Annotated in this window: 25 protein-coding genes and 1 pseudogene; 9 read left to right on the top strand and 17 right to left on the bottom strand. The window is 31.3% G+C overall.

The features are described from left to right. Positions 1–40: 40 nt before the first annotated feature. The 5 genes from fliW to AAID94_03525 are packed head-to-tail and all read left to right on the top strand — an operon-like array spanning position 41 to position 2579. Complete coding sequence (gene fliW / locus AAID94_03545; GenBank protein ID XAK24604.1) at positions 41–430, top strand: flagellar assembly protein FliW; 390 nt, start codon at positions 41–43, stop codon at positions 428–430. After that, entirely contained in the window at positions 430–1167 is a 738-nt protein-coding gene (locus tag AAID94_03540) for a pyrroline-5-carboxylate reductase (GenBank protein ID XAK24603.1), read from the top strand. Before fliW ends, AAID94_03540 begins: the two co-directional genes overlap by 1 nt. Then, positions 1164–1469 (top strand): type II secretion system protein, encoded by a 306-nt coding sequence (locus tag AAID94_03535; GenBank protein XAK24602.1) that lies wholly within the window; start codon positions 1164–1166, stop codon positions 1467–1469. The genes AAID94_03540 and AAID94_03535 overlap by 4 nt, the downstream gene beginning before the upstream one ends. Next, positions 1462–2130 (top strand): hypothetical protein, encoded by a 669-nt coding sequence (locus tag AAID94_03530; protein XAK24601.1) that lies wholly within the window; start codon positions 1462–1464, stop codon positions 2128–2130. Before AAID94_03535 ends, AAID94_03530 begins: the two co-directional genes overlap by 8 nt. Further along, positions 2127–2579 (top strand): hypothetical protein, encoded by a 453-nt coding sequence (locus AAID94_03525; protein XAK24600.1) that lies wholly within the window; start codon positions 2127–2129, stop codon positions 2577–2579. Before AAID94_03530 ends, AAID94_03525 begins: the two co-directional genes overlap by 4 nt. On the opposite strand, the gene AAID94_03520 is transcribed toward AAID94_03525, so the two are convergent. The 15 genes and pseudogenes from AAID94_03520 to yajC all read right to left on the bottom strand — a co-directional run bounded on the left by AAID94_03520 (position 2572) and on the right by yajC (position 18527). Continuing rightward, positions 2572–3201: a uroporphyrinogen-III synthase gene (locus AAID94_03520; protein XAK24599.1), complete on the bottom strand. Its 630-nt coding sequence runs from the start codon at positions 3199–3201 to the stop codon at positions 2572–2574. The two genes, AAID94_03525 and AAID94_03520, sit on opposite strands and share 8 nt — an antisense overlap. Beyond that, positions 3179–3811, bottom strand: coding sequence for a thiamine phosphate synthase (gene thiE, locus AAID94_03515; GenBank protein ID XAK24598.1), 633 nt, complete (start codon positions 3809–3811; stop codon positions 3179–3181). Before thiE ends, AAID94_03520 begins: the two co-directional genes overlap by 23 nt. Continuing rightward, positions 3801–4613 (bottom strand): bifunctional hydroxymethylpyrimidine kinase/phosphomethylpyrimidine kinase, encoded by an 813-nt coding sequence (thiD, locus tag AAID94_03510; GenBank protein XAK24597.1) that lies wholly within the window; start codon positions 4611–4613, stop codon positions 3801–3803. The genes thiE and thiD overlap by 11 nt, the downstream gene beginning before the upstream one ends. After that, a complete protein-coding gene (locus tag AAID94_03505) occupies positions 4613–5296 on the bottom strand; it encodes a 3-methyladenine DNA glycosylase (GenBank protein XAK24596.1) in 684 nt (227 codons plus the stop codon). The genes thiD and AAID94_03505 overlap by 1 nt, the downstream gene beginning before the upstream one ends. Next, a complete protein-coding gene (locus AAID94_03500; GenBank protein XAK24770.1) occupies positions 5293–6054 on the bottom strand; it encodes an ATP-binding protein in 762 nt (253 codons plus the stop codon). Before AAID94_03500 ends, AAID94_03505 begins: the two co-directional genes overlap by 4 nt. Continuing rightward, positions 6054–8993, bottom strand: a complete 2940-nt coding sequence (locus AAID94_03495) for a DEAD/DEAH box helicase (protein ID XAK24595.1) — start codon at positions 8991–8993, stop codon at positions 6054–6056. The genes AAID94_03500 and AAID94_03495 overlap by 1 nt, the downstream gene beginning before the upstream one ends. Then, positions 8993–9388 carry a polymer-forming cytoskeletal protein gene (locus AAID94_03490; GenBank protein ID XAK24594.1) on the bottom strand — a complete coding sequence of 132 codons (396 nt, stop codon included), beginning with the start codon at positions 9386–9388 and terminating at the stop codon, positions 8993–8995. The genes AAID94_03495 and AAID94_03490 overlap by 1 nt, the downstream gene beginning before the upstream one ends. After that, positions 9325–10227: pseudogene (locus tag AAID94_03485) on the bottom strand (M23 family metallopeptidase). Before AAID94_03485 ends, AAID94_03490 begins: the two are co-directional and overlap by 64 nt. After that, complete coding sequence (locus AAID94_03480; protein ID XAK24593.1) at positions 10214–11401, bottom strand: Mur ligase family protein; 1188 nt, start codon at positions 11399–11401, stop codon at positions 10214–10216. The pseudogene AAID94_03485 and the gene AAID94_03480 overlap by 14 nt, the downstream one beginning before the upstream one ends. Beyond that, positions 11373–12776: a hypothetical protein gene (locus AAID94_03475; GenBank protein ID XAK24592.1), complete on the bottom strand. Its 1404-nt coding sequence runs from the start codon at positions 12774–12776 to the stop codon at positions 11373–11375. Before AAID94_03475 ends, AAID94_03480 begins: the two co-directional genes overlap by 29 nt. Then, a complete protein-coding gene (gene lptE / locus AAID94_03470) occupies positions 12760–13272 on the bottom strand; it encodes an LPS assembly lipoprotein LptE (protein ID XAK24591.1) in 513 nt (170 codons plus the stop codon). The genes AAID94_03475 and lptE overlap by 17 nt, the downstream gene beginning before the upstream one ends. Continuing rightward, entirely contained in the window at positions 13269–15701 is a 2433-nt protein-coding gene (leuS, locus tag AAID94_03465) for a leucine--tRNA ligase (protein ID XAK24590.1), read from the bottom strand. Before leuS ends, lptE begins: the two co-directional genes overlap by 4 nt. 9 nt (positions 15702–15710) lie before the next feature. Then, positions 15711–16682 (bottom strand): protein translocase subunit SecF, encoded by a 972-nt coding sequence (gene secF, locus AAID94_03460; protein ID XAK24589.1) that lies wholly within the window; start codon positions 16680–16682, stop codon positions 15711–15713. Continuing rightward, entirely contained in the window at positions 16682–18262 is a 1581-nt protein-coding gene (gene secD, locus AAID94_03455) for a protein translocase subunit SecD (protein XAK24588.1), read from the bottom strand. Before secD ends, secF begins: the two co-directional genes overlap by 1 nt. Beyond that, positions 18255–18527 carry a preprotein translocase subunit YajC gene (gene yajC / locus AAID94_03450; GenBank protein XAK24587.1) on the bottom strand — a complete coding sequence of 91 codons (273 nt, stop codon included), beginning with the start codon at positions 18525–18527 and terminating at the stop codon, positions 18255–18257. The genes secD and yajC overlap by 8 nt, the downstream gene beginning before the upstream one ends. Between yajC and AAID94_03445 the strand changes: the two genes are divergently transcribed. Next, positions 18500–19819, top strand: a complete 1320-nt coding sequence (locus AAID94_03445) for an apolipoprotein N-acyltransferase (GenBank protein ID XAK24586.1) — start codon at positions 18500–18502, stop codon at positions 19817–19819. The genes yajC and AAID94_03445 overlap by 28 nt on opposite strands. A gap of 300 nt (positions 19820–20119) precedes the next feature. Continuing rightward, positions 20120–21445, top strand: coding sequence for a hypothetical protein (locus tag AAID94_03440; protein XAK24585.1), 1326 nt, complete (start codon positions 20120–20122; stop codon positions 21443–21445). Here the strand turns inward: AAID94_03440 and AAID94_03435 are convergent. Both AAID94_03435 and metK read right to left on the bottom strand, forming a co-directional pair. Then, a complete protein-coding gene (locus tag AAID94_03435; protein ID XAK24769.1) occupies positions 21442–21624 on the bottom strand; it encodes a hypothetical protein in 183 nt (60 codons plus the stop codon). The two genes, AAID94_03440 and AAID94_03435, sit on opposite strands and share 4 nt — an antisense overlap. Before the next feature lie 183 nt (positions 21625–21807). Continuing rightward, on the bottom strand, positions 21808–23007 hold the full coding sequence (gene metK, locus AAID94_03430) for a methionine adenosyltransferase (GenBank protein ID XAK24584.1): 1200 nt from the start codon (positions 23005–23007) through the stop codon (positions 21808–21810). A gap of 151 nt (positions 23008–23158) precedes the next feature. Between metK and sstT the strand changes: the two genes are divergently transcribed. Then, positions 23159–24382, top strand: coding sequence for a serine/threonine transporter SstT (sstT, locus tag AAID94_03425; GenBank protein XAK24583.1), 1224 nt, complete (start codon positions 23159–23161; stop codon positions 24380–24382). Between the two features lie 5 nt (positions 24383–24387). After that, entirely contained in the window at positions 24388–25269 is an 882-nt protein-coding gene (locus AAID94_03420; protein XAK24582.1) for an aspartate carbamoyltransferase catalytic subunit, read from the top strand. Positions 25270–25272: the final 3 nt, after the last annotated feature.

Below are 25272 nucleotides of genomic sequence, written 5' to 3'. Positions count from 1 at the left end.
TTTGTGATAAAATATTTTATTATAAACTCGAGGAGAAAAAATGACACTAGCTGTTAAATGCCCTATATTAGGTTTTGAAGAAACCAAAAATATGGAATTTTCAACCATTGATGAAGTGTTTGTAAGACTTAAAAGTCTTGATGGGAAAGATTTTTCTTTTGTTCTTATTGATCCTTATCTCATAAGACCAGATTATGAATTTGAAATACCTACATACTACCAAGAATTACTTTCTTTGACGCCTGAATCCAATATGAAAATTTTCAATATAGTAGCAATTGCTAAAAGCATAGAGGAATCTACTGTAAATTTCCTAGCTCCTGTAGTTATTAATCTTGATAATAATTCTATGGTGCAAGTAATCTTAGATACCGTAGCCTATCCTGACTTTTTTCAAGCGGATCAAATTGCAAATTATATTAAGAAGTAATGAAAGCTGACTTATATATACTTGCTAATGGTGCGATGGCACAAGCTTTGGCTTATGGCTTAAAAGATTCTTATAATATCTATATAGTCGGTAGAAATTTAGAAAAACTTCAAAATTTAGAAAAAGAAGGTTTTAAAACTCTACTTTATAAAGACTTTGATATAGAAAATAAAAATATTATCTTAGCTTTTAAACCTTATGCTTTAGAAGGTGTTGCGGCAAATTTAAAAGGTAAAGCAAAAATTTTAATTTCAGTTTTAGCCAATACAAATTTTGATAAATTAAGACTCATCGAAGCTGAAAATTACGCAAGGATAATGCCAAATACAGCTGCCAAATATAAGGCTTCTACAACTCCTTATGTTTTAAAAAATTCAAATTTTAAAGATGAAATCATAGAAATTTTAAATACTTTTGGAAAAGCTTATGAGTTAAGCGAAGAAAAACAAATGAATGCTGCTATGGCTATAAGTGGTTGCGCTCCTGCTTTTTTAGCTTTAGTAGCTGAAAGCATTGCTAATGCTGGCGTATATGAAGGTTTATCAAAAGAACTGAGTTTAAATCTTACGCGTTCACTTTTTAAAAGCACCGCAGCCCTGCTAGAAAATGAGCACCCAGCTATTATTAAAGAAAATATCTGCTCGCCTGCAGGTGTTACCATAAAAGGGATTAGAGTATTGGAGCAAAAAGGCATTCGTGGAACTTTCTTTGAAGCTCTTAATGCTAGTGCAACATGAAAGTTGCATTTTCGCTTTTAGAATTAATTCTTTGTATTGTTATTTTAGGATTGATTTTTGCAAGTATTTCTAAATTGTTTTACCAGCTAAATAAAAATCATGAATATTTAAATTATTTTGAAAGATTATATACACTACAAGATAAACTTTATATCAATCCTCATCAAAAGGATATAAAGCTTCATGTGCAAAATTTAAAAACTCTTGATTTTAAAGAAAATTATGTAGACGATAAAATCTTTCAATTTAAAAAATTACATATTCAAGATCAAGATTACTCACTATATTTTTACAATGAATAAAGCTTTTAGTCTTTTTGAAACTATTCTTGTATTAATTCTAGCCGGATTTTTAGCAGTTTTTCTATCTAGGACATTGTGGGAATTTTATTATTTAAACAATCAGCAATTAAAAATGAAAGAGTTGATACTAAAAACTCATTTAAGTGTGTTAAGGTTGGAAAAATTGCTTCAAAGCTGTGTTGATATTACTCTTGAGTCAAATCATATAAGCTGTTTAATTAAAGATGATTTATTATATCTTGATGATAATAAAGCAAAATTACTCAATTCTAGCCTTATTTTAGAAAACAATACAAGCTTATATTCTCCCAATAGCAATTTCAAACTTCAACTTCAAAATCGAAAAGAACTATACAACGATAAACAAAACATCGTCTATGCTCTAGCAGGTAAAGAAATTAAAAAAATATTCATTTATTCAGAAAACAATATCACTACTTCTTTTAAGGGTAATTTTATCCCTATCCAAGCTAGAATAAAATTATTTCTTAAAGAAGATAAAATTCATTATGAGCTCTATCCTTATTTTGATAATCGACTTGAGCAATATTCCATCTTTATGGATAATGTGAGTTTATTTGAAATACAAAAACAAAATCTTAAATTATGTTTAAAAGAATATAAGCAAGAATATTGCCTTACAAAAAGGTTATTCATATGAAACGAGCTTATATTTTACTATCCTTGGTATTTTTAATCAGTGCTTTAGGAATATGGCTTAGTTTAAATATCACTACTTCAAGCTATACACCAAGATTTGTAAAAGATGCTTATTATTATTTACAAGCCCAAATTTTAGCCGATGAAAAACTTGCTAAATATCTACTTTATCAAGCCAAATTAGACGGAAAGGAATGTTTGGATTCTGTCACGCTTCATTATCCTAACTTAAACGATAAAATCAAAATACAATACCACTATCCCATAGCTCAATGTAAAAATTTCAAATTTCAAGCAATCAACAAAGATGCAAATTTAAGCCAAGATAGTATCATAATTGCACATATAAGCATAGCATTAAATACACAAAAAAATGTCAATGATGAAATTTTAATAAATAAAACCTTTATCTTGCACACAAAAGAATCATTTTGGAATCAAGCTAAATAAGACTTTTAGCCAATTTCACACACTCTTTTAAATCTTGCTTAGAACTTATAAAAAGATGATCTATATGGGTAAGTTTTTTTGCTGTACTCTGCCCTATTGCTATAACCTTATCTTCCTTTTCTAAATTATATTGTTTTAAAAAATTTTCCACACTTAAAGGAGAGGTAAAAATAAAAATAGCAGGATGAAGGATTGTTTGTTTGCTCTCTTTAAAAACATTCTTATATACAATGATTTCTTTTAAATCCACCCCATAAGATCTAAGATCTAAATTTAAAGTAGAAGCTATATTTTCAGCCCTTAAATAAAGGCATTTTTGGTTTTTTAATTCCTCTTTAAAATGATTAAATAGCTCGCTTCCATAAGATTTTGGCGCAAATTGAACCTTTTTAAAACCCATATCCTTAGCAAATTCAGCAGTGCCTTGCCCTACTGCATACACATTAATATCTAAATTTAAACTATTTTTTGTTTTTTTTAAAGCCTTTAGGGCATTTTTTGAAGTACAAATTAAAGCGTCAAATTCGTCTAAATTAACACTAAAATCATAAAAAATTATCTCATTTAAAACAAGATTTTCTACACCCTCAAAAGCGGTTTCATTTAAAAGATAAATTTTCATTCATTTCTTGCCTAAGTTCTTTAGCTGCCAAATAAGCATCTTGCGCATCCATTATGGCTCTAACTACTGCAATGCCACTTATTTTAATGCCCTTTAATTTTTTAATCAGCTCTTTATCAATCCCGCCTATTGCTACAACGCCCACAGGGCTTTTCTCGCAAATTTGACTCAAGGTTTCAAGACTTATAACAGAACTTTCTTTAGTTGGGGTAGCCTTAATCGCGCCACAACCTAAATAATCAACTCCCTCGATATTTTTTAATTGTTCTAAGTTTTTAAGACTTAAGCCTATGATTTTTTCTTTGCCTAGAATTTTTCTTGCAAGATATACTTCTAAATCCTCTTGTCCTAAATGTACTCCATCAGCATTTAAAGCTAAGGCGATATCGATTCTATCATTGATTAAAAAGGGTATTTGATATTCCTTGCAAAGCTTTTGTACTTTCAAGCCAAGCTTGTAAAATTCTCTTGAATTTAATTCTTTTTCGCGAAGTTGGATTATACTTACTCCGCCCTTTATCGCTTCTTCAAGCGTGTTTAAAAAAAGCTCGTCACTTTTTTTTCCACGACTTGCTACAAGATAAAGACTAAGATCTAAATCATTTTTCATTTAAAAACCTGAAAAAATGGTTAGTTGGCCCACAGCCCTTCCCTAAATTTAAAGAATAATAAATCGCATTTCTTACATATTCTTTTGCCTCACTTACAGCATTAAATAAATCTTTTCCCAAGGCTAAATTACTAGCAATTGCTGAAGAGAGTGTACAACCTGTACCATGAGTGTTTTTTGTTTCTATGCGTTCGCCTTTTAAAATAAAAATTTCATTACCATCAAAAAGCACATCATTAGCATTTTCTTCACTATGTCCCCCTTTAAGCAAAACAGCTTTTGCCCCTTGTGTGCATAAATATTTAGCCGCTTTTATCATATCTTTTTCATCATTTATTTTAAAATCGCAAAGAAATTCCGCTTCTGGGATATTAGGCGTAAGAATATCTGCAAATTTCACTATGGTCTTTTTAAAAAAATCACAATTTTCTTGTGGCATTAAAGCAAAGCCATTTTTTGCAAACATCACAGGATCGATAACTACATTTTGGGGTTTGAATTTTTCTAAATTTCTAGCCACGCACTCCATCAGCTCACAAGTTCCTATCATTCCTATTTTAGTAGCCTTTGGCACTATATCTTCAAAAACAGCAAGCATTTGCTCATCCACACTTTGAACGGGTATATCATGAACTGAGATCACTCTTGCTGTATTTTCAGCTACTACACTCAAAACAACACTCATACCAAAAAGATTGTGAGCACTAAAAGTTTTAAGATCAGCTTGTATGCCAGCCCCACCACTACAATCACTTCCAGCTATACTCAATACAGGAATTAAATCACTTCCTTTTGCTTTCATTATTCTTCCTTTAAATTTTGAATCAAATTTTCACCCTCTAAAGTCAATTTTGCTCCCTTAAAGGCAACTTTTCCAAAAGCAATAATCAGAGCATGGAAAATTTGATAAAGTTCAAAAAGCTCGTATTTTTTTTCTAAAATTTGACACAAATTTTCTTGCTCATTTTCTATGCCACTTTCAAAAAATTCTCTTAATTCTTCATAATTTTCAAATTCATAACCCAAATGCATAGCCAATCTTTGCGTATAGCTATCTACAACCAAAATTTCTCTTTTGCAAAGATAATTTAAAATACTATCCACACTTTCAAAACCCAAACCTTTGGTATTTAAAAGCCATTCTCGATCTACATTTTTCTTAAAATTTTCTATATCGCTGTAAGTATCTAAAATCTTATTTGCTAGTTCTTTTAAACGCTTGGCTTTGGTATTGTAAAATCCACTTGGTTTTATCAGTGTAGCAAGTTCTAAGTTGGATAAATTTAAAAGCTGCTCCAAGCTTGAAATTTGCGCATTTTTTAAGTTATTTAAAGCCTTTAAGACATTATCCCATTTTGTATTTTGGGTTAAAATCACAGAAATTAAAAGCTCAAAATCACTCAAACCTTGATTTTCAAGCCAATCAAATTCTTTAAAATCCAAATTGCAAGCAAGAAGTTTTTTAAAGATATCAGCACCATTCATTCAATACTTTCCTTAAAAGCTAAATAAAATTGCTTTGCAGTTCTTCCACTTCTACTTGCTCTTAAATTTGAAAATTCTTTTGCTTTTTTGTGTAAAAGTTCCTTATCACATTTTATATCTTTAAAATAAAAATCAACAAGTTTTAAATACTCGTTTAAATTCCCTTGATAAAAACTAAGCCAAAGACCAAATCTATCACTTAAACTCAATCTCTCCTCAGCCGCATCACTTGCATGAAGCTCTGCGTGAGCGACTTGAACACCTTGATTATCGCTGATACTTTCACTTAATAAATGACGTCTGTTAGAACTAGCATAAATAATAATATTTCGTGGAGGTGCTTCTATGCTACCCTCTAGCAAAGGCTTTAAAAATTTATAACTATCATCGTTTTTTTCAAAGGAAAAATCATCACAAAATAATATAAATTTAAAAGGCTGCTCTCTTAGCTCATCGATAATATCAACTAAAGCAAATAAATCATCTTTAGCTAATTCTACAAGTCTTAAGCCTTTGTCTTTAAATTCATTAAAAATAGCTTTAATTAAGCTTGATTTACCCGTACCCTTAGCACCCCATAAAAGTGCGTGATTTGCTCCTTTATCGTGGATAAAATTTAAAGTATTTTGATAAAGAGCATTTTTTTGCTCTTCCATGCCCAATAAATCATTCAAGCTGATATTATCAAGATCTACAATGGGCTTTAAATAATCCTTTCTAGATCTATAAATTGCCGCATAAGTTTTATCCCAATCAATCATTGTCTGTCTTTCCTTAAATATGTTAAAACTGCTTCTATAATATCATCATCATCTTTGCTTCTTGCTTTAATAAACTCTTTTTCATCATTGATTTTTACAAATTGTATATTTTGCTCAAAATTGCTTATGGTTTTAAATTTCCCTAAAGCTAAAATTTTAATTATAATCAGCATTAAAAACTGCTTTGTATAAAGATCAAGTTTTCCAAAGCGATCCTCTATCTCACCTTCAATCTCATAGACTTCATCTATGTTTTTACACTTACTAAGCCTACGATAAAGCTCTAATCTTAGACGATCTTCATTGATAAGTTCTGAATTTAAAAAAGCATTGATAGTAAGTTTTAAGTCTATTTTTTTCTCTTCAAAACTTTCCTTTTTAGTGAGTGCATTTAACTCATCTTCTAGCATTTTAAGATACAAACTAAGTCCGATTTGCTCTATATGACCGCTTTGATCGATGCCTAATAAATTTCCACCTCCGCGAATTTCAAGATCATGATAAGCTAAAACCGAACCTGCTCCCAAATAAGAATTACTCTCTAAAGAGATAAGTCGCTTCAATGCATCTTGAGTAAGCTCTTCTTTGTTTTCAACTAAAAAATAACAATACCCCTGCCTATCACTCCTGCCTACACGGCCGCGTAATTGGTGTAAATCAGCCATTCCAAACCTATCGCTTCTTTCAACTATCATAGTATTTGCATTAGGTAGATCAATACCGCTTTCAACAATAGAAGTACTTAAAAGTAAATCGTATTCTTTATTTTCAAATTTAAGCATTTCTTCTTCTTGAATCTTTGCGTCAATTTTAGAATGCAAAATCAAAATCCTTAAATTTTTAAATAAATCAAGTAAATGTTTTTTACATTGTTCTATACTTGCAATATGATTGTGTATATAAAAAATTTGTCCGCCGCGTCTTAATTCTCTTGTTATAGCTTCTTTTAAAAGCGCATCATCGTTTTCTTTCACAAAGGTTCTAACATCAAGTCTATCTTCTGGAGGGGTTTGTAAAACACTATAAGATTTTATGGAGCTTAAGGCTTGATTTAAACTCCTTGGTATAGGAGTAGCTGACATAGATAAAAGATGAGAATTTTGAGTTAATTCTTTTAATTTTTCTTTTTGCTTTACTCCAAATTTATGCTCCTCATCAATGATAACAAGGGCTAAATTTTCACACTCTACATTTAAAAGTGCATGGGTGCCAATCACCACACAGGCTTTGTTTTGCTCTAAATTCAACATTAAGGTTTTTTTCTCTTTGGTGCTTGTAAAACGATCCAGTTTAAAAACTTCAATATCAAAAGGCTCAAAACGCTTTTTTAAACTCTTATAGTGCTGATGAGATAAAAGCGTAGTGGGCGCAAAGAAAAAAGCACAAAAACCACTTTTTACCACAGGATAAATAGCATTCATCGCAACTTCGGTTTTACCAAAACCCACATCGCCACTTAAAAGCCTATCCATCACTTTACCATTTTCAAAATCGTTTAAAATTTCTTCACAAGCTTTGTTTTGATCTTGTGTATAAGAAAATCCAGCTTTTGAAACAAAATAAGCTTGATCTGCATAATCTATCTTGATTTCTTTTGGTTTGATCAAGGCTCTTTTAGCCGCCATAATAACAATCTCAGAAGCAATGGCTAAAAGCTTGGTTTTTAATCTTTCTTTGAGCCTGATAAAAGTCATTTTTCCTAAGCGATCTAAAAGCGGTATCCCTCCGCTTGCTCCTAAATACTTGTCTATCATATAAAGATTTTCAACCGGCAAAAGAAGCTTGTCACTATTTTGATATTCAATCGCAACAAATTCTTTCTTAGCTCCACTAATACTAATCATCTCAAGGCCTAAGAATTTACCTACACCATAATCCTCATGAACGATAAAATCGCCGATTTTTAACTCATCTATAATCAGATTTGCTTTACGCTTGTATTTTTGTTTTTCTTTATGATTTAATGAAATGATAAGCTCTTGATTGCTGATTAAATTAAGGATTAAATCGCTTTTTTGAAAAGAAATATTTTGTGTATTTTCAAGCTCTAAAGCTTTAAACAAGGCTTCATTTTTAGCCAAAATTATAATTTTTTTATTTTGATGCAAAGAAAAAAAGTCTTTATTGTAAGAACTTTTTAAATCCTTATAAACAGAAGCTTGGGGTATAATTTTAGCATTGATTTTACCAAGATCTTTATCCCATTCTTCTTGATTGAATTTTTTAATACTTATAAAATCAAGTTCTAAATAATCACAAAAATCATCAATGCACCAAAATCCTAAAGAATTAATATCATTGACCAAAACATCGCTATTGAAATTTTCTAGTTTGTCTTTAAAATCTTCATAATTTTCTTCAGAAAAATATGTCAAAAAAGGACAAATTTCAAGCTCTTCATATTCTTTGGGAAATGATTTTTGATTCATAGGATCAAATTTTCTAATGCTTTCTAACTCATCTCCAAAAAGCAAAACCCTAGTGGGTAATTCTTCATTAATACAAAATATATCGATAATCTCTCCGCGTATACTCACTTCACCCTTATCTTGGACCATATCCACAAATTCATATCCAAGCTTGATGAGTTCATTTTTAAATTCACTTAAATCAAAAGCATTCTTCTTGGAAAGATTATAGCTTTTTAAATGTTTTTGACCAGGTAATTTTTTAAGTATAGTAGATAAAGGGGAGATAAGAATTTTAGTATCTTTTTCCTTATGATAAGCATTTAAAACTTTGCAAAGCTCAAAAAGCTCTTTGGAAAAAGCTCTTAAATCATCCCCGAATTCAGCTCTAAAATCAGGCAAAACGAATGTTTTCAAACCCTTAAAAAGAGCAACTTGAGAAAGCAAAAAAGATTCTTTATCATCTTCGCAAAGTATCAATTGTGCTATATTTGAACCTTGCAAATACTCAAAAAAATTTGCTTGCATTATTCTGAGCTATTCTCTAACAACCTTACAGGCTCTTCCTGCTTTATCTTGCTTGTCCCATTAAAACGACCGCCATTTTCTATAGCCAAGTCTTTAATGCTAATATTTCCACTAACCACGCCGCCTGCTAATATTTCAAGGCTGTCAGCCTCTAAATCACCTTCAAAACAGCCATTAACAACTATCTTATCAGCCTTAAGCTCGCCCTTTAAATTCCCATTTTTTCCTATAACCACTATGCTTTCAGAATGCACTATACCATTAAGCTCTCCATCTACATGGAGCATAGAAGCAAAATAAAACTTACCCTCTATTCTCGCACCTGATGAAATTACTGTTGTTTCGGAACTGGAGCTAAGTGCTGTGCTGTTACCGCTTTTATTAAAGATTGCCATGGAACTCTCCTTTCTTGATTAAAAAATTCATTCATATTTTTTCTTTCTAAATTTAAAAAATATAAAGGCTCTAAGGTTTTATTAATAAACCTCACTTCATAGTGCAAATGCGGACCAGTTGAAAGTCCTGTATTGCCAGTATAACCTATCAATTGGCCCTTATTGACAAACTGACCCGCTTTGACAACGTCTTTTCGTACCATATGAGCAAAAACAGTTTTAAAGCCAAAATTATGCAATAAAATAACATTATAGCCATAACCATTATCGCTATATCCTGAAAACTCGACAACTCCGTTAGCAGGTGCATATATAGGCGTACCTACTGCTGCTCTTAGATCAATGCCTGGATGAAATTCTCTTCTTTTTAAAAGAGGATGCTCTCTCTATCCAAAATTCCCAGTAACTCCTTTGTTTTCAATAGGCCATCCATTGGGAATTTGCCCCAATATCCCAATCTGCTGCTCATTTGTAAGCTTTAAGTTATCAAGTCTATCTGTAATAGTAAGATTATTTTCAGCCTCTAGACCTAAAGCTTCTTCAAAAGAAGCGATCTTATCTTCTATGGCTGCATATTGCTTTGCCTTTTCTTCAACATTTTTTTGCATTTGCGCATTAGCAAGCTCTAACTCCTTGCTCTTTGCTAAAAGCTCTTCTCTTTTAGTACTGATATCGCTGAGTTTACTGTCAAGATATTTAATATAAAAACCGCTAAAAATTAAAAATAAAAATATAAAAGCTACTACATAAAGAACGATTTTTTTAATAATCTGATTTAAATAAAAATGCCTTGAACCATTGATATCTGTAATGGTGATGGTAAATTTATTTTTTATCACTCCACTCCTTTAAAAAACTTTCGACTAAGGCGAAAGAACCAAAAACTAAAGTTTTTTTCCTTTCATCTAAAGAAACAAATTCTTCACACCTAAGATTTAAATCATTGGCAACTTGATAAATTTCATCATTAGCCAATTTTCTTTCTAAACTAATATATTTATATATTTTTATTGTATCAATAATAGGCTTTAATGTTTTTAAAATCTCAAAAATATCTTTATCAAGATAAGAATTGTAGACTAAAACAAGTTTTTCACCTATAAATTTTTTACACAAGGCGTTAGCAGCCATAACATTATGACCCACATCCACATATAAATTAGACGCAACTTGCTCGCAGCGTCCTTTTAATTTTAATTTTCCTAATTTTAGCAAAGCTTGACTAAGTTTTTCTTTAGAAAGTAATATTTCTAATGCATTTAAGGCTAAAATTAAATTGTGTCTTAAAAATTCAGGTAGGTTGTATTTTTGAACATAATCATCAAGCTGCTCTAAAATTTCACCCTTAGGCTGCCATGAAAAATACAATTTTGTGTTTTTTAGAGATGCTATTTTTTGAGCCATTTGCAAAACTCTTTCGTCTTGCTCGTTTGAAATCAAAGCTTGTTTTGCCATAACTTTGAATTTTGTTCTAGCAATCTTTTCTAAAGTATCTCCCAAAATTTGAGTATGATCAAACCCCACCTTTGTAAAAATACTCAGTTTTTTATCAAAAACAGAAGTTGCGTCATATTCACCCCCTACCCCTGCTTCAAAAATCATATAATCACAATCTTTAAAGAGCTCCACCGCTAAAAAAGTGGCGTATTCAAAATAGCTAAGTTTTTTTAAATCCTCTTTAAAAATATCTAGCAAATTTTTATGTGCAAGCTCTAAATCATTTTCACTAACACTATCTCCATTTTTATAAAAGCGTTCACGAAATTCAAAAATATGCGGACTTGTATAATGCCCCACTTTAAAACCTAAACCTTCTAAAAGTTGAGTTAAAAATCTACCCGTACTTCCCTTTCCATTTGTCCCTATGATATGGATAATGGGTTTAACTAAGAAATTTGTTTTATATTTTTCATACATTCTAAACATAACAAAACGATCAATCTTGTCATAATTTGTACTCTTTTGTGCTAAAAATTCATCAACTTTACTGATCTTTTGCATCGTTTCTTTCATCTAAATTTGAAATTTCATTTATTAATTTTTCTAAAATATTGACATGAGGCATGCTTTGTTTATCCAAATAAGCTGTGATAATCTTTGGAGTAATAATATCTTTTTTGTAAATAAAACGAAAATTTTCAATAGTCTTTAAATTTTCTCGAACAAGTTGTGCGACTTTTTCTTTATTTCTTCCAGGCGATATAATAAGATAACTCTTTTCATCTAACATCCAAAGTTCATCAAATTCAGTACAACTTTCTTTTAAAATCTTTTTAAAACGCACAAAAATCTCATTTAAACTGCCCACTCCATATTTTTCCATAATAAAACGATAATTTTTTATAGAAAACAATGCCAAAGAATAATTAACCTTATACTTGTTGTAATTCTCATCCAATCTCTCAAGCTCTTTTAAAACACTCCAAGATTCGCGCTCTTCTAAATTTTGCGTAAATTCAATTTGTGCATTTAAAGAATTAATCTTCTCACTAAGCTGCATAAATTTTTGCTTTAAAAGTTCAAAACTAAGTTTTACTTCTCCTTTGTTATCGGGTTTTAAGGTGTTTATAAAATCTATATTTTGTTCATTGGACTTATTTAGCAATATAAAAAGCTCATAGATCTTTTTTAAATTATCATTAAAAAAATTTAAATTTTTTTGCACGTACATATTATCAACCATCACGCGACGATTGACAAATTCCAAAAGTTCATTTTTAAAACTGCTTTCACTTAAAAGAAAGGGCCTTTGAAGTAAATTTTGTGCAAAGCCGTGAATTTTAAGATCCTCAACTAAAGATGGATTTAAACAAGAGGTTAAAAGCTCAGCAAAAACTTCTAAACTTCTTTCTTCTAACTTATTTAAAAGTTTTCTAACCACCGTATCAAAATCATCATATTTTGCGATACCATATCTTCTTAGTTCGCCTTCTAAATCACTTTCATTATAGCTTTTTTCAAATTCTTTCCATTTTTTAGAAAGTAAATAAATACTTTCGCTGTCCATAGTTTTTGAAATTCTAATAGAAGTAATTTTAGCCAAGTCTCTGATTTTTTTATCCCTACTTACTTGTAAACTCTTGGATAAAGTAGCTAAAAAATCAAAAAATTCACTGAATTGTTTTCCATTTTGCCTATTTAAGGCGGAAATTAAAAAGCTTATTAATTCTTCTAAAGTGCGGATAGATTTAGAATTTAATTCTTGTTGATAGTTTGGCAAAAGCAAGGCTTTGTATTTTTCAAGCTTTGCTTTATTTGAGCTTATTAAGCCATATTTTTTAGAAAGTTCTTCAAAAATTTCTGTATAGTTTTCGGGAGTAGGACGAAGCTTTCTATCTTTGAGCGTAATTAAAGTTTCTTTTGCTATTTCATTAATATTGGGTAGCACGCTTTTGTCCCTTTATGGCTATTACTGAAATAAATTCATCAAAAGCTTCGCTAGAAGCTGCTCGTATAGCTTCATAACGCGCTGAATCACTGATAATACTATTAGGCGATATATCAAAATTATAGCTTCCGCTTGTATTAAAATGTTCAACAGTACCATCTTTAAATACCACTTTAAATTCTAAATTAAGTTTAGCTTTATAGCTTACAACATAACCATTTTGATCATAGACTAAAGGGATAAATTCAAGATTATTCATTCTAACATTGATCACATCATCTGCCTCATGTTTTAAAGCCAATTTTCGCCCTAATTTTGAAATAACCATCTCTTTAAGAGTATCGGCTACGAAAATACTATTTCTAGGATCTTGAAGGCTTAACTCCACATTGACATATACTTTATCATTAAAAATATTATCCGCTACTTTTGAGGTCGGAATATAACCGCACGCCCCCAAAAATAAAGCCACGATAAAAAATAAAATTCCTTTCATTTTATCACCAAATTTACCAATTTTCCCTCTACATAAATCTCTTTAACTATATTTTTACCCTCTAACCATTTTGAAACTTTTTGCTTTGCTAGTTCTAAAATTTCATCTTGGCTTGCTGAGCTTGAAACTTCAACTTCTCCGCGCTTTTTACCATTTACACTGATACCCAAATTCAAGCTATCTTTTATAAAAACTTCTTCTTTTAATTTTAAAACCTTAAAATTCTCACATTTAAAAAGCTTATCACTTAATTCAAAACACACATGAGGAATAATAGGCTCTAAAATATTTAAGATAATATAAAAAGCTTCCTGCTCTAAAGCTTCATTTTTGCAAACAGCTAAGGCGTTAAGCGCCTCCATACAAGCAGCGATTAAGGTATTAAAGGCGAAACTTTGAGTATAAACTTCAAAAGATTTTTTCAAAGCTTCATACACTTTCAATCTAGCGTATTTTTCTTCCTTATTCAAATCCTCATGCTTAAATTCTAAAAGCTCTCCAGCTCTAACATTTTGAGCCCTATCATAAAGCCTGCAAATAAATCTATAAGCTCCTTCAACCGCATCATCATTCCACTCAAGTTCTTTAGCAGGAGGTGCAGCAAAAAGAATAAAAAGCCTTGCTGTATCAGCTCCATATTTATTGATAATATCATCAGGATCGACTACATTTCCTTTAGATTTAGACATTTTAGCACCATCTTTTAAAACCATGCCTTGGGTTAAAAGTTTAGCAAAAGGCTCATTATCTTCCAAATACCCCAAATCTTTTAAAACTTTTTGGAAAAATCTTGCATAAAGCAAATGTAAAATCGCATGCTCTATACCACCTATATATTGATCAACATTCATCCAATATTTCACACTCTCTTTATCCAAAGCCTTTTCTTGCCATGTTTTCTCATCGCTTGCAAAGCGTGCAAAATACCATGAACTTTCAAAAAAAGTATCTAAAGTATCGCTTTCTTTTTGAGCCTCTTGTCCGCATTTTGGACAAGTGCAATTTTTCCAAGTGGGATGTTTTTCAAGCGGATTACCCTCTCCTGTGATTTGAATATCTTCAGGTAAGGTAATAGGTAAATTTTCAATTTTTTGAGGCACGATCCCACAAGCTTTACATTTTACCATAGGTATAGGAGCACCCCAATATCTTTGGCGAGAAACTCCCCAATCGCGAATTTTAAAATTAATAACCCTTTTTCCTAGTTTTTCATCTTCAAATTTTGAAATAATTCTTGCTCTTGCTTCATTACAATCAAGCCCATTAAATTCGCCACTTTGGATAAGCTTTCCTGTTTTTTGAACATAAGGAAGCTGTGCATCTTCGCACTCAATCACTTGTTTGATTTCAAGTTTATATTTATTAGCAAATTCAAAATCTCTCTCATCGTGAGCTGGAACAGCCATTACAGCTCCGCTACCATAATCAGCTAATACAAAATTTGCTACCCAAACAGGGAGTTTTTCTTGAGTCAAAGGATGAATAGCGTAAATTCCTAAAAAGCACCCTTGCTTATCAGCCATTTGTCTTTCTCTAGCACTTTGTTTTTGCATATTTTTAATTTGCTCTACTTTTTCATCATCTAAACAATTTGCCTGTATTAAATTTTGCACGATTTTATGTTCAGGCGCTAAAGCTACATAAGAAATACCATAAATAGTATCTGCACGAGTGGTAAAAACTTCAAAAGATTGCGTCTTTGTTTTTTCCAAGCTTTCTTTGTCTAAATTTAAAGAAAATTCCAAACCCTCACTTTTACCTATCCAATTTTCTTGCATGGTTAAAACCTGAGAAGGCCACTTATCTTTTAAATTCTCAAGCTCACTTAAAAGCTCTTCCGCATAGGCTGTGATTTTTACATAATACCCTGGCATCTTTTTTTGAACTACTTCATGTCCACAACGCCAACACTTTCCATCTTCTACTTGCTCATTTGCTAAAACAGTTTGATCTTGCTCACACCAATTTACATTCGCTTCTTTAGTATAAATCAAGCCCTTTTCATACATTTTGATAAAAAATTCTTGTTCAAATTTTGTATAGAGTGGATCAGAGGTCGCAAGCATTCTTTTTTTTGAAAAAGAAAAACCTAAAGAAAAAAGTTCATTTTTCATATAGGCTATATTTTCATAAGTCCAAGATTTTGGATGAATTTTGTGCTTAATAGCTGCATTTTCAGCTGGCATACCAAAACTATCAAAACCAATAGGATGCAAAACATTATAACCTATCTTGCGATAATATCTAGCAATAGCATCACCTATACTATAATTTCTTACATGTCCCATATGTATACGCCCGCTAGGGTAAGGAAACATGGATAAAATATATTTTTTAGGTAAGGTTAAATCATCTTTAGGTTCAAAATACTCATTTTTATCCCAAATTTCTTGCCATTTTTTTTCTATCAAATTTGCATCATAAGCCATAATCTTCCTTTAAACCGTTCCTTTTTCATACATTGCACGATTGCGTTCTTTTTCTTGCTTTCTTTTAAGTTTTTCAAGTTCTTTATTTCTAAAATCAATAACACTGAATTTAAACCAAAGTAAAGTTGGACTAGCTACAAAAATTGAACTTAAAGTTCCTACAACAATACCCACTATCAAAGCCAAAGAAAAACCTTGTATCATCTCTCCGCCAAAAAAATAAAGTATCACAACAGTAGCCAAAGTAAGTCCTGAAGTCAATACTGTTCTAGATAAGGTTGCTGAGACACTTTCGTTGATAATAGGAGCAAGTTCGCTTTTTTTACTTGTCTTAATCCCTTCTCTGATTCTATCAAAAATGATAATTGTATCATTTAAGGAATATCCAAGCACTGTTAAAACTGCAGCCAAAGTATCTAAATTGACATCAATTTTAAATAATGAAATCGCTCCCAAAGTAATCACAACATCGTGAATTTCGCTAATAATTGCTGCTAATGCAAAACGCCATTCAAAGCGTATTGCAATATAAATCAAAATAGCGACTAAGGATACAATGATAGCCATAATACCCTTATTTCTAAGCTCATCGCCCACTTTTGGACCCACGACATCAGCACGACGCACTTCAAATTTGCCCGTATCTTTTAAAAGAGTACTAATATGCTCACCTATATCACTACCTAAGCTATCATTACTTCCTAAAAAACGAATAGTAATCTCTTCTTTACTTCCAAATTCGGTTACAGATAAATTTTGGAAACTGCCTTGTTTTTCTAAAATTTCACGAATTTGAGGAATAGGAGCTGCTGTATCGTATTTAAGTTGGATTAAAGTACCCCCACTAAAATCAATACCAAATTGCAAACCTCTATCCCAAAGCAAATAAATAGAACCAAAAAATAAAACAATAGAAAGAGAAATTGCAGCAAAACGCATTCTCATAAAATCATAAATTTTCTTTTCGCTAAAAAACTGCATTATTTTCTCCTATAACCAAACCAAAATCTTGTATTATTACTTTTTTCAATGCGGCGCATAAAATAATCAAACATTCCATGCGTTCCCCAAATAGCAGTAATCATAGAAACAACAATACCAATCCCCAAAGTCACTGCAAATCCTTTAACAGCACCTGTTCCATAAGCATAAAGTGCTATGGAAGTTACAAGAGAAGTGATATTAGAATCTATTATCGCACTCATAGCATTTTTATAACCTTGCTCTATGCTTGCTTTGATATTTGCCCCTTCGCGCAAAAGCTCTCGAATACGCTCATTAATAATAACATTAGCATCAACAGCCATGCCCACAGTTAAAACAAGTCCTGCCATACCTGGTAAGGTCAAGGTTGCGCCAAACATTGCCATCACAGCCACAACAACCAAAACATTAACAAGCATTGCGATATTGGCAAAAATTCCTGCCATACCATAATAAAGCACCATAAATACTACGATAAAAATCGAAGCACCTATAAGAGCTATCATACTCATTTTGATACTATCAGCACCCAAAGATGGACCTATACTTCTTTGTTCTAAAAGTTTAACCGGTGCCAATAAAGCCCCACTTCTTAAAGCCACAGCTACATCTCGCGCCTCTTCTTGAGTAAAAGCCCCGCTGATTTGACCACTTCCACCACCTATGCGTTCATTAATCGATGGAGCAGAATATACTTTATTATCTAGCACGATAGCCAAACGCTTTCCAACATTTGCCCCTGTATAATCAGCAAATTTCTTAGAACCTTCAGCATTTAAAGTAAAATTAATAACAGGATAATTACTTTTATCACTAAGTCCTACTCTAGCATCTGTAAGCATAGAACCATCTAAAATAGGAATATTTTTTAAAGGATACTTTAAATTTGGATTTCTAGAATCAGGAACCAAAACAAGCCCATAACTCGCTGCTTCAGCATCGCTCATATTAGAAGCTTGACTCATTTTAGAATCATCTACCTCCATGAGTTGCAAATGAGCTGCTTTAGTAATGCGCTCTTTAGCTCTTAATTCATCTTCTTTGGTTTTAATTCCTGCTAATTCGACCAGAATTTTATCTTCACCTTGTTTTGCGACCGTCGGTTCTGCTAAACCAAATTGATCCAAACGATTTCTAATCGTCTCAACTGCTTGCAAAAGAGCAAAATTTTCTATACTTTTAACCTCTTCTGGGGTAAAAGAAACTATATAATGCATATCTTCTCTTTGCACATTAAGCCCATTAATTTCTTTGAGTAAATTTTCGGTCTTAACTATATCTGCATTATCCAATAAAGTAAAATCCAAACTATCATCGTGAATATTTAATCCATCATTTAAAATATTCTCTTTATTAAAAGAATAACTCAAAGAAGAAGCGACGGATTTGATTTTAGATTTTACAGCTTCTTGATTATCTACACCCAAAAGCATATAAAGTCCGCCTTGCAAATCAAGCCCTAAATTGATTTTCGCTCCTCGCTCGGATTGCAAAAAAGAAGGGAGCGAAAAAACAACTCCAAAAATAAATACCGCAATAAAAACAACTAATCGATAAGTGATTTTAGAATTACGCATCAATTTTCTTTGCTATAAATTCTCTTGAAATTTTTGCAGTAACATTGTCTTCATTAAGCTTAACTTTGATAAAATCGTCCTCTGGTTTTACGACTTCACAAATAAGTCCACCATTGGTGATAATCTTATCGCCTTTTTGAAGGGATTCTAGCATTTGCTTATGTGCTTTTGCTTGTTTTTGTTGTGGTCTTATAACCAAAAAATAAAAAATTGCAAATAGCACAACAAGAGGTAACAATGAAGTTAAAATTGAATTTTCTGCCATATTTTTCCTTTATTCCAAAAAAATTAAACACTAATTCTACCATTTTTAAAATAATAAAAGTCTTTTTTATAGCATTTTTACTTTCAAATTGTATTTATTTATCTTTTTTTGAAAATATTTTTACCCAAGCTATCAGTTCATTCCTCGCAATTTGGGGCTTAGTTTTACTTTTAAAAAGCAAAAGTCCTAAGCAATATTTTTGGATAGGATTTTTTGTAGGGGTGCTTTGGTTTTGGTGGATAGGGCTTTCTTCGATTTATTTTGATTTAAATTATTTAGTGCCTATAGTGATTATCCTTATAGGTATAGTTTATGGAATACTCTTTAGAATTTGTTATTTACTTAAATTTGATTTTTTACGCCTTTGTGGAATTTTTTGTTTAAGTTTTATTCATCCTTTAGGCTTTGATTGGCTTAATTGGGGAATTTATACTGTATATGGTTTTTTTGATCCTAGCTATCGTGGTATTATTTGTATTTTTTTACTAGCATATATTATTCATGAAAATTATATTTCAAGATATTATAAAATTGCTATTCTTTTGATTGTATTTTCTATAGGTTTTCAATACGATGAAAAAAAATCAGAAGATTTAAATCTATCCTATAAGCTTATTTCTACAGATATATCTCAAGATCAAAAATTCCTTCAAGAAAATGTATCTGTAAATTCAGATAATTTAATCAAGGAAATTATCCAAGCTATCAATGAAAAAAAAGAACTCATCATCTTACCAGAAACCGCTTTTGCATTTAACCTCAAAAATACCTCATACGAGAAAATGCTAAAAGAACTATCACATCAAATTATCATCATAACTGGAGCATTTAACATACAAGAGGGTAAAACTTACAATAGCACATATATTTTCAAAGGAGGCAATAGCTATATACTCAATAAACATTTTTTAGTACCTTTTGGGGAGGACATTCCATTTTTTAAAGAAACAATACAAAAATACTTTTTACCCAATATAGCAGAATTTGATCAAGGACCATTACAAAGCAAATATAAACTCAATGATCAAATCATTACCAATGCTATTTGTTATGAGGCTACAAAAGAACAAAATTATAAAAATTCAAAAATTATCATAGCTATAAGCAATAATGCTTGGTTTAATTATTCTAGTGAATACAAACTACAAAAACTACTCATGCAATTTTATGCAAGCAAACATGGAGTTAGCGTATATCATGCCACAAATGGCAAGGAAAGTGGCGTGATAAAACCTAAAGAAAAATTTGTGCAAAAGATTAAAAATTATTTTAACAAGCAAGATAAAAGTTAGAAATTTTTATCTTTGCACCAAAAATTAGAATAAATACTGTATGTACAAGAACTCTCAAAACGCCAATGACAAAAAGATTGTTTCAAAACTTTGACAACATTGCACATGATGAACCACAATGAAATAGCTGAACTGATTTATTTTTTAACAAGTCTAAAAGCAAGCTCTTTATAACTGGTGGATTTTATTTGATTGATGGTGGATTAACAGCAAAAATTCCTCATTAAGTATAATTTTTGCTTAATAAAAAATCATTTTTGCCGATTTATCTTGTAAATCTTATTTTTATAAGGTGGCAAAATGATTAATGGTATAAATTCTTATTCAAACTACAATTACACAAATACTTTTAGCAATAATACTTCAAATACAAAATCATCTAATACCATCAATGAAACTTCAAACCTTGTAAGCGATAAATCACAAGCGATAGATAAAATCTTAGGTTATGGTGTAGATAAAGATGGATTTTTTACAAGTGATTTTAACGAAGCTGTAGGATTACCGCAAGATTATAAAATTTATACTAAAGATGTTGAAAGTTTTGTGAAATTTCAAGAAAGCGGAGAGCAGTTTTTGGCTATGTATAGCAAAATTGATATAGCTAAAACATTTAAAAATGCCTATAAAGTTTTTTCTCAACTCGCTCCCCAAACTTCCAACTCTAGCTTTTCTGCAGAAGATTTAGCAAATATCCCTTTTGCTTTTAGTATGGATAAAAATTATAATGTAACTAAAATTTACACCAAAGATGAATACGAGAATATAACCTTAACAGCCGATAAAATCAATGTTAGCTTCAATGTATGGAATGGTTCGTATTTTGAAAATATTAACTCCGAAAATATTTTCAATAAAAATGGCGATGTTAATCTCTATAAAAATTTTTATACTAATACAGATGGTAGCGTAGATAAAGGTGGGGTTTTGATGGCATTTCTTAACTCTCAAAAATTTGGTGCAACCCATGACTTATTAGAGGGTGATACTAAGATACTTGGAAAAATTACATTTGATAAAAATATTAGTGATGAAGAGCGTGAAGCCTTTCAAAATTTTATGGATAAAAATCATATCAAAAATACATTTTTAGAAAATTCTAGCATAGGTGATACATATTGGGATATTTTCAGCGAACAACTTTCAATGCAATTTAATATTTTACGAAGTCAAAACACTGGAAATAAAGAACTTATAAAACTTGCTAGAGAATTGGCTAAAGAGCACAAAGAAATGATTAACTCTAATATGAGCCTAGATGAGTTTAAAGAAAAATATTTAGACTTCAAACAAAGACACGATGAGTTTGTAAAATCACTAGAAGAAGCAGAAAAGGCGCAAGGTATAGATTATAGCAATCCTTTAAAAAATATAAATAACAAAGAAACTTCAGAAGAAGACAAAGAAAAGCCTTTTAAACCTATACAAGGTGAAAGCAAAAGCGAAACCTACAAAGATGATAATAAAATGAATGAGCTTTTAAAAAAGCTACTAGAAAATAAATTTAGCACAAGCGATGAGTTAGAAATTCTTTTTGGTGCGAAATTTAGCAATGATGATACAGGGGAATTTAATAAAATTCTTTCTTTAAATTCTGCACCAAAAAGTATAGATATTAAGGCTTAAGAATTATTTTTATCAATCAAGCCTTTTAATATCCCTTGCATTTTTTTAGAATTTTTAACCATTTGACTATCAAGATAAAAATCTTTGGCTTTATCCTTTGCTTTTTGCAAGGCTTTTAAGTCTTTAAAATCTCTTGTTAAATATTTAAATAATCGCTTGTCTTCTTTTCTTTCAGCTATTACAAACAAGTTTTTTTTATCTTCTTGATATTCATAAGAAATGGACTATCATACCTTGTATCGTGGATACTTTTGCCTATATATTCTTTTACAATCTCAATAAGTCTATTGATAAAATTGTGGGTTAAATTGGTTTTGTATTAAAACAAATCTTGAAGTATGATAAGCCTTGAAAAACAAGGCTTATTTAATTAAAGTCTTAAATTGCTCCACAGCATCAAGTTTTTCCCAAGGATAATCCTTTTGTCCTACTTGTCCGCGAGCTGCTACATCAGCATAAAGAAAAGTGTCTTTGCTAGGTTTATCAAGACCAAATTTATCACGAATCCAATTTGGCGTCAAAGAGAAATTTTGCATTACAAAATCACTCAAAACATCATCATTTACTCCTGTATTAGTTCCTAAACAATCTACGCTTACAGAAGTGGGTTTAGCAACACCTATAGCATAGCTGAGTTGAACTATACACTTTTTAGCAAGTCCTGCTGCAACTATATTTTTAGCAAGCCATCTACCTGCATAAAGTCCACTTCTATCAACCTTAGTATAATCCTTGCTAGATTGTGCACCCCCTCCTATAGGAGCGTATCCCCCAAAACTATCTACTATAAGTTTTCTTCCGGTTAAACCACTATCATGCAAAGAAGAGTGATTGACATATTTTCCTGTTGGATTGATCAAAATCCTAGTTTTTTCAGGATTAAAAAGTTCTTTGGGTAAATCACTTTCTAGGATTAATTTATTGACCAAAGCTCTTAAATCCTCTATTTTCATACTTTCAACACAAGGCACAGAAACAACAATAGTATGAATACTTTGTGGTTTGCAATTTTCAAAATTCGCCTTTGTGCCATAATCAATAGTCACTTGAGTTTTAATATCTACACCCAGTTCTTGTGGATGAGCTTTTGCATAAGTATAAACCTTATCGCAAAGCGCTCTTGCATAGCTTATAGCTGCTGGCATATACTCTTTAGCTTCACAACTTGCAAAACCAAACATAATACCTTGATCCCCAGCACCTGTTTCGCCATCTTCTTGATCTACACCTTGATTAATATCAGGGCTTTGCTCATTTAAAAATACCATAACATCGACTTCATCAGGATGCAAACATTGTTCTTTACTAAAATATCCTGCTCCATCATAGCCTATATTTTTCAAAACATCTTTAACTAAATTATCGTAATCAGCTTTACTAAGCTTGTGATTTGATTTAACTTCTCCTCCTATCACAACCTTATTTCCTGCGACAAAAACCTCACTCGCCACCCTTGAATTTTTGTCATTTTTCAAGAGTATATCCACTATTGTATCAGCGATTATATCAGCACATTTGTCTGGATGACCTGCGCTTACGACTTCTGAAGTGAATAGATACATAAAAAGTCCTTTCATAAAAAATGAGTTACAATTCTAGCTCAAATAAATTTATTCAAGCTTAATGCTTTAAAAAATTCACTAAAATTAAGCAAAAGTTCGTTAAAATCAAGTCCGATATATTGCATCAAATTTCAAAATAATAAAGGTTCTTATGTTCTCAAAACTAGTTCAAAGCTACGCCAAAGGTAGTCTAATCCTTCAAATCTGCGCAGGTATAATTCTAGGCATACTCGTAGGAATAAGCTCTAAAGAAATGGCCGAAATTGTCAACTTGCTAGGAGTTTTATTTACCAATGCTTTAAAAGCTATAGCTCCTATTCTTGTCTTTATACTCATTCTAACTTCAATTTGCACGAGAGATTTTTCTCAAAGTAGTTCTAAGATAAGAAATATTGTCATTTTATATATTGTAGGAACTTTTTTAGCAGCAGCATGTGCGGTGATTGCAAGTTTTATGTTTCCTGTAGAATTAATCTTAGAAGGAGTTCAAAAAGCGGAAAATACTTCTCCTATGCATTTAAATGAAATTTTTAAGAATTTACTTTTAAATATAGTAGATAATCCTATCAATGCGCTTTCAAGTGGAAATTATTTAGGAATTTTAGCTTGGGCAATAGGCGGTGGTATAGCTTTGAAAAATTGCTCGCAAGAAGCAAAACAAATTTTTGTAGATATCAATGAAGGGGTTTTAAAAATTGTTAAATTTATAGTAAAACTCGCTCCTTTTGGAATTTTTGGTTTAGTGGCTAATTCTGTGGCGCAAACAGGAGCGCAAGGCTTATTAAGCTATGCAAAACTCTTGGTATTACTTGTGCTTACTATGCTTTTTGTTGCTTTTGTAATCAATGCCTTAATTGTTTTCATTTATACTAGAAAAAATCCTTTTCCTTTGATTTTTATCTGCTTAAGACACAGCGCTTTTTTTGCTTTTTTTACAAGAAGCTCAGCTGCAAATATTCCTGTAAATATGGCACTTTGCGCTAAACTTGGAATCAATAAAGAATTTTATAGTATCTCCGTCCCTCTTGGAGCAACGATAAATATGGCAGGTGCAGCAGTAACCATAGCTATATTAAGCCTTAGCGCCGCACATAGCGTTGGCATACAAGTAAGTTTTTTGCAAGCCTTTTTATTAAGTATTATCGCTACTTTTGCAGCTTGTGGCGCAAGTGGCGTAGCGGGCGGTTCGCTTTTACTTATCCCTTTGGCTTGCTCTTTATTTAATATAGACTATGATATCGCTATGAAAGTAGTTGCAATAGGGTTTATCATAGGCGTAGTACAAGATAGTGTTGAAACAGCGCTAAATAGCTCAACAGATGTTTTATTTAGTGCTATTTGTTCTAAAGATGAGTTAAATTACGATATAAGGTAAATACAATGAGGCATCTCATCACAACAAAAGATTTTACTAATGATGAAATAATGGAGCTTTTTGAAGAAGCAAGAAATTTTTTAGATGAAAAACCTAGAACCTTACTCGAAGGCAAAAGTGTTACAACGATATTCTTTGAAAATTCCACGCGTACACTCTCATCCTTTGAAAGTGCCGCAAGAAGACTAGGAGCTAGAATTTTACGCCTTGATGTTTCAAGATCGAGCTCTAGTAAAGGCGAAACACTCTATGATACAGCGGCTAATTTAGACGCTATGAGTCCCAATGCTATCATAGTAAGACATGCAAATTCAGGAGTGCCTCATATTTTAGCTTCTCATATGCATTGTCCTGTTGTAAATGGCGGAGATGGCAAACATGCACACCCTACTCAAGCTCTACTTGATCTTTTTACAATTTATGAGCATTTTAAAGGTGATATTAAAGGTAGAAAAATCTTAATTGTAGGAGATATTAAAAATTCAAGAGTTGCCTCTTCAAACACTGAACTTTTAACAAGATTTGGTTTGGATATCACCCTTGTAGCACCACCTCATTTTATGCCTCATTCACCTTTGAAAAAATCCTATTCTTTAAATGAAGATTTGATCTCAAAAGCCGATATTATAATGAGTCTAAGAACGCAAACAGAAAGACATAATAAAATCATTTATGCCTCTTTAAAAGATTATGCGAATGATTTTTGTATCAAACTTGATTTGATTAAAGATAAAAAACTCATTTTGCTCCATCCTGGCCCTGTACATAGAAATATTGATATAAGTGATGAAGTGATGGATGATGAAAGAGCTTTAATTTTAAAACAAGTTAAAAACGGCGTTGCAATCAGAATGGCTGTTTTAAAAAAATTAATCTTAGAAAACTGAAGG

Source organism: Campylobacter coli (genome assembly GCA_039516895.1).
Taxonomy (GTDB): domain Bacteria; phylum Campylobacterota; class Campylobacteria; order Campylobacterales; family Campylobacteraceae; genus Campylobacter_D; species Campylobacter_D coli_B.
The sequence above is the reverse complement of the archived record's forward strand: the minus strand, read 5'-3'. Positions and strand labels throughout refer to the sequence as shown.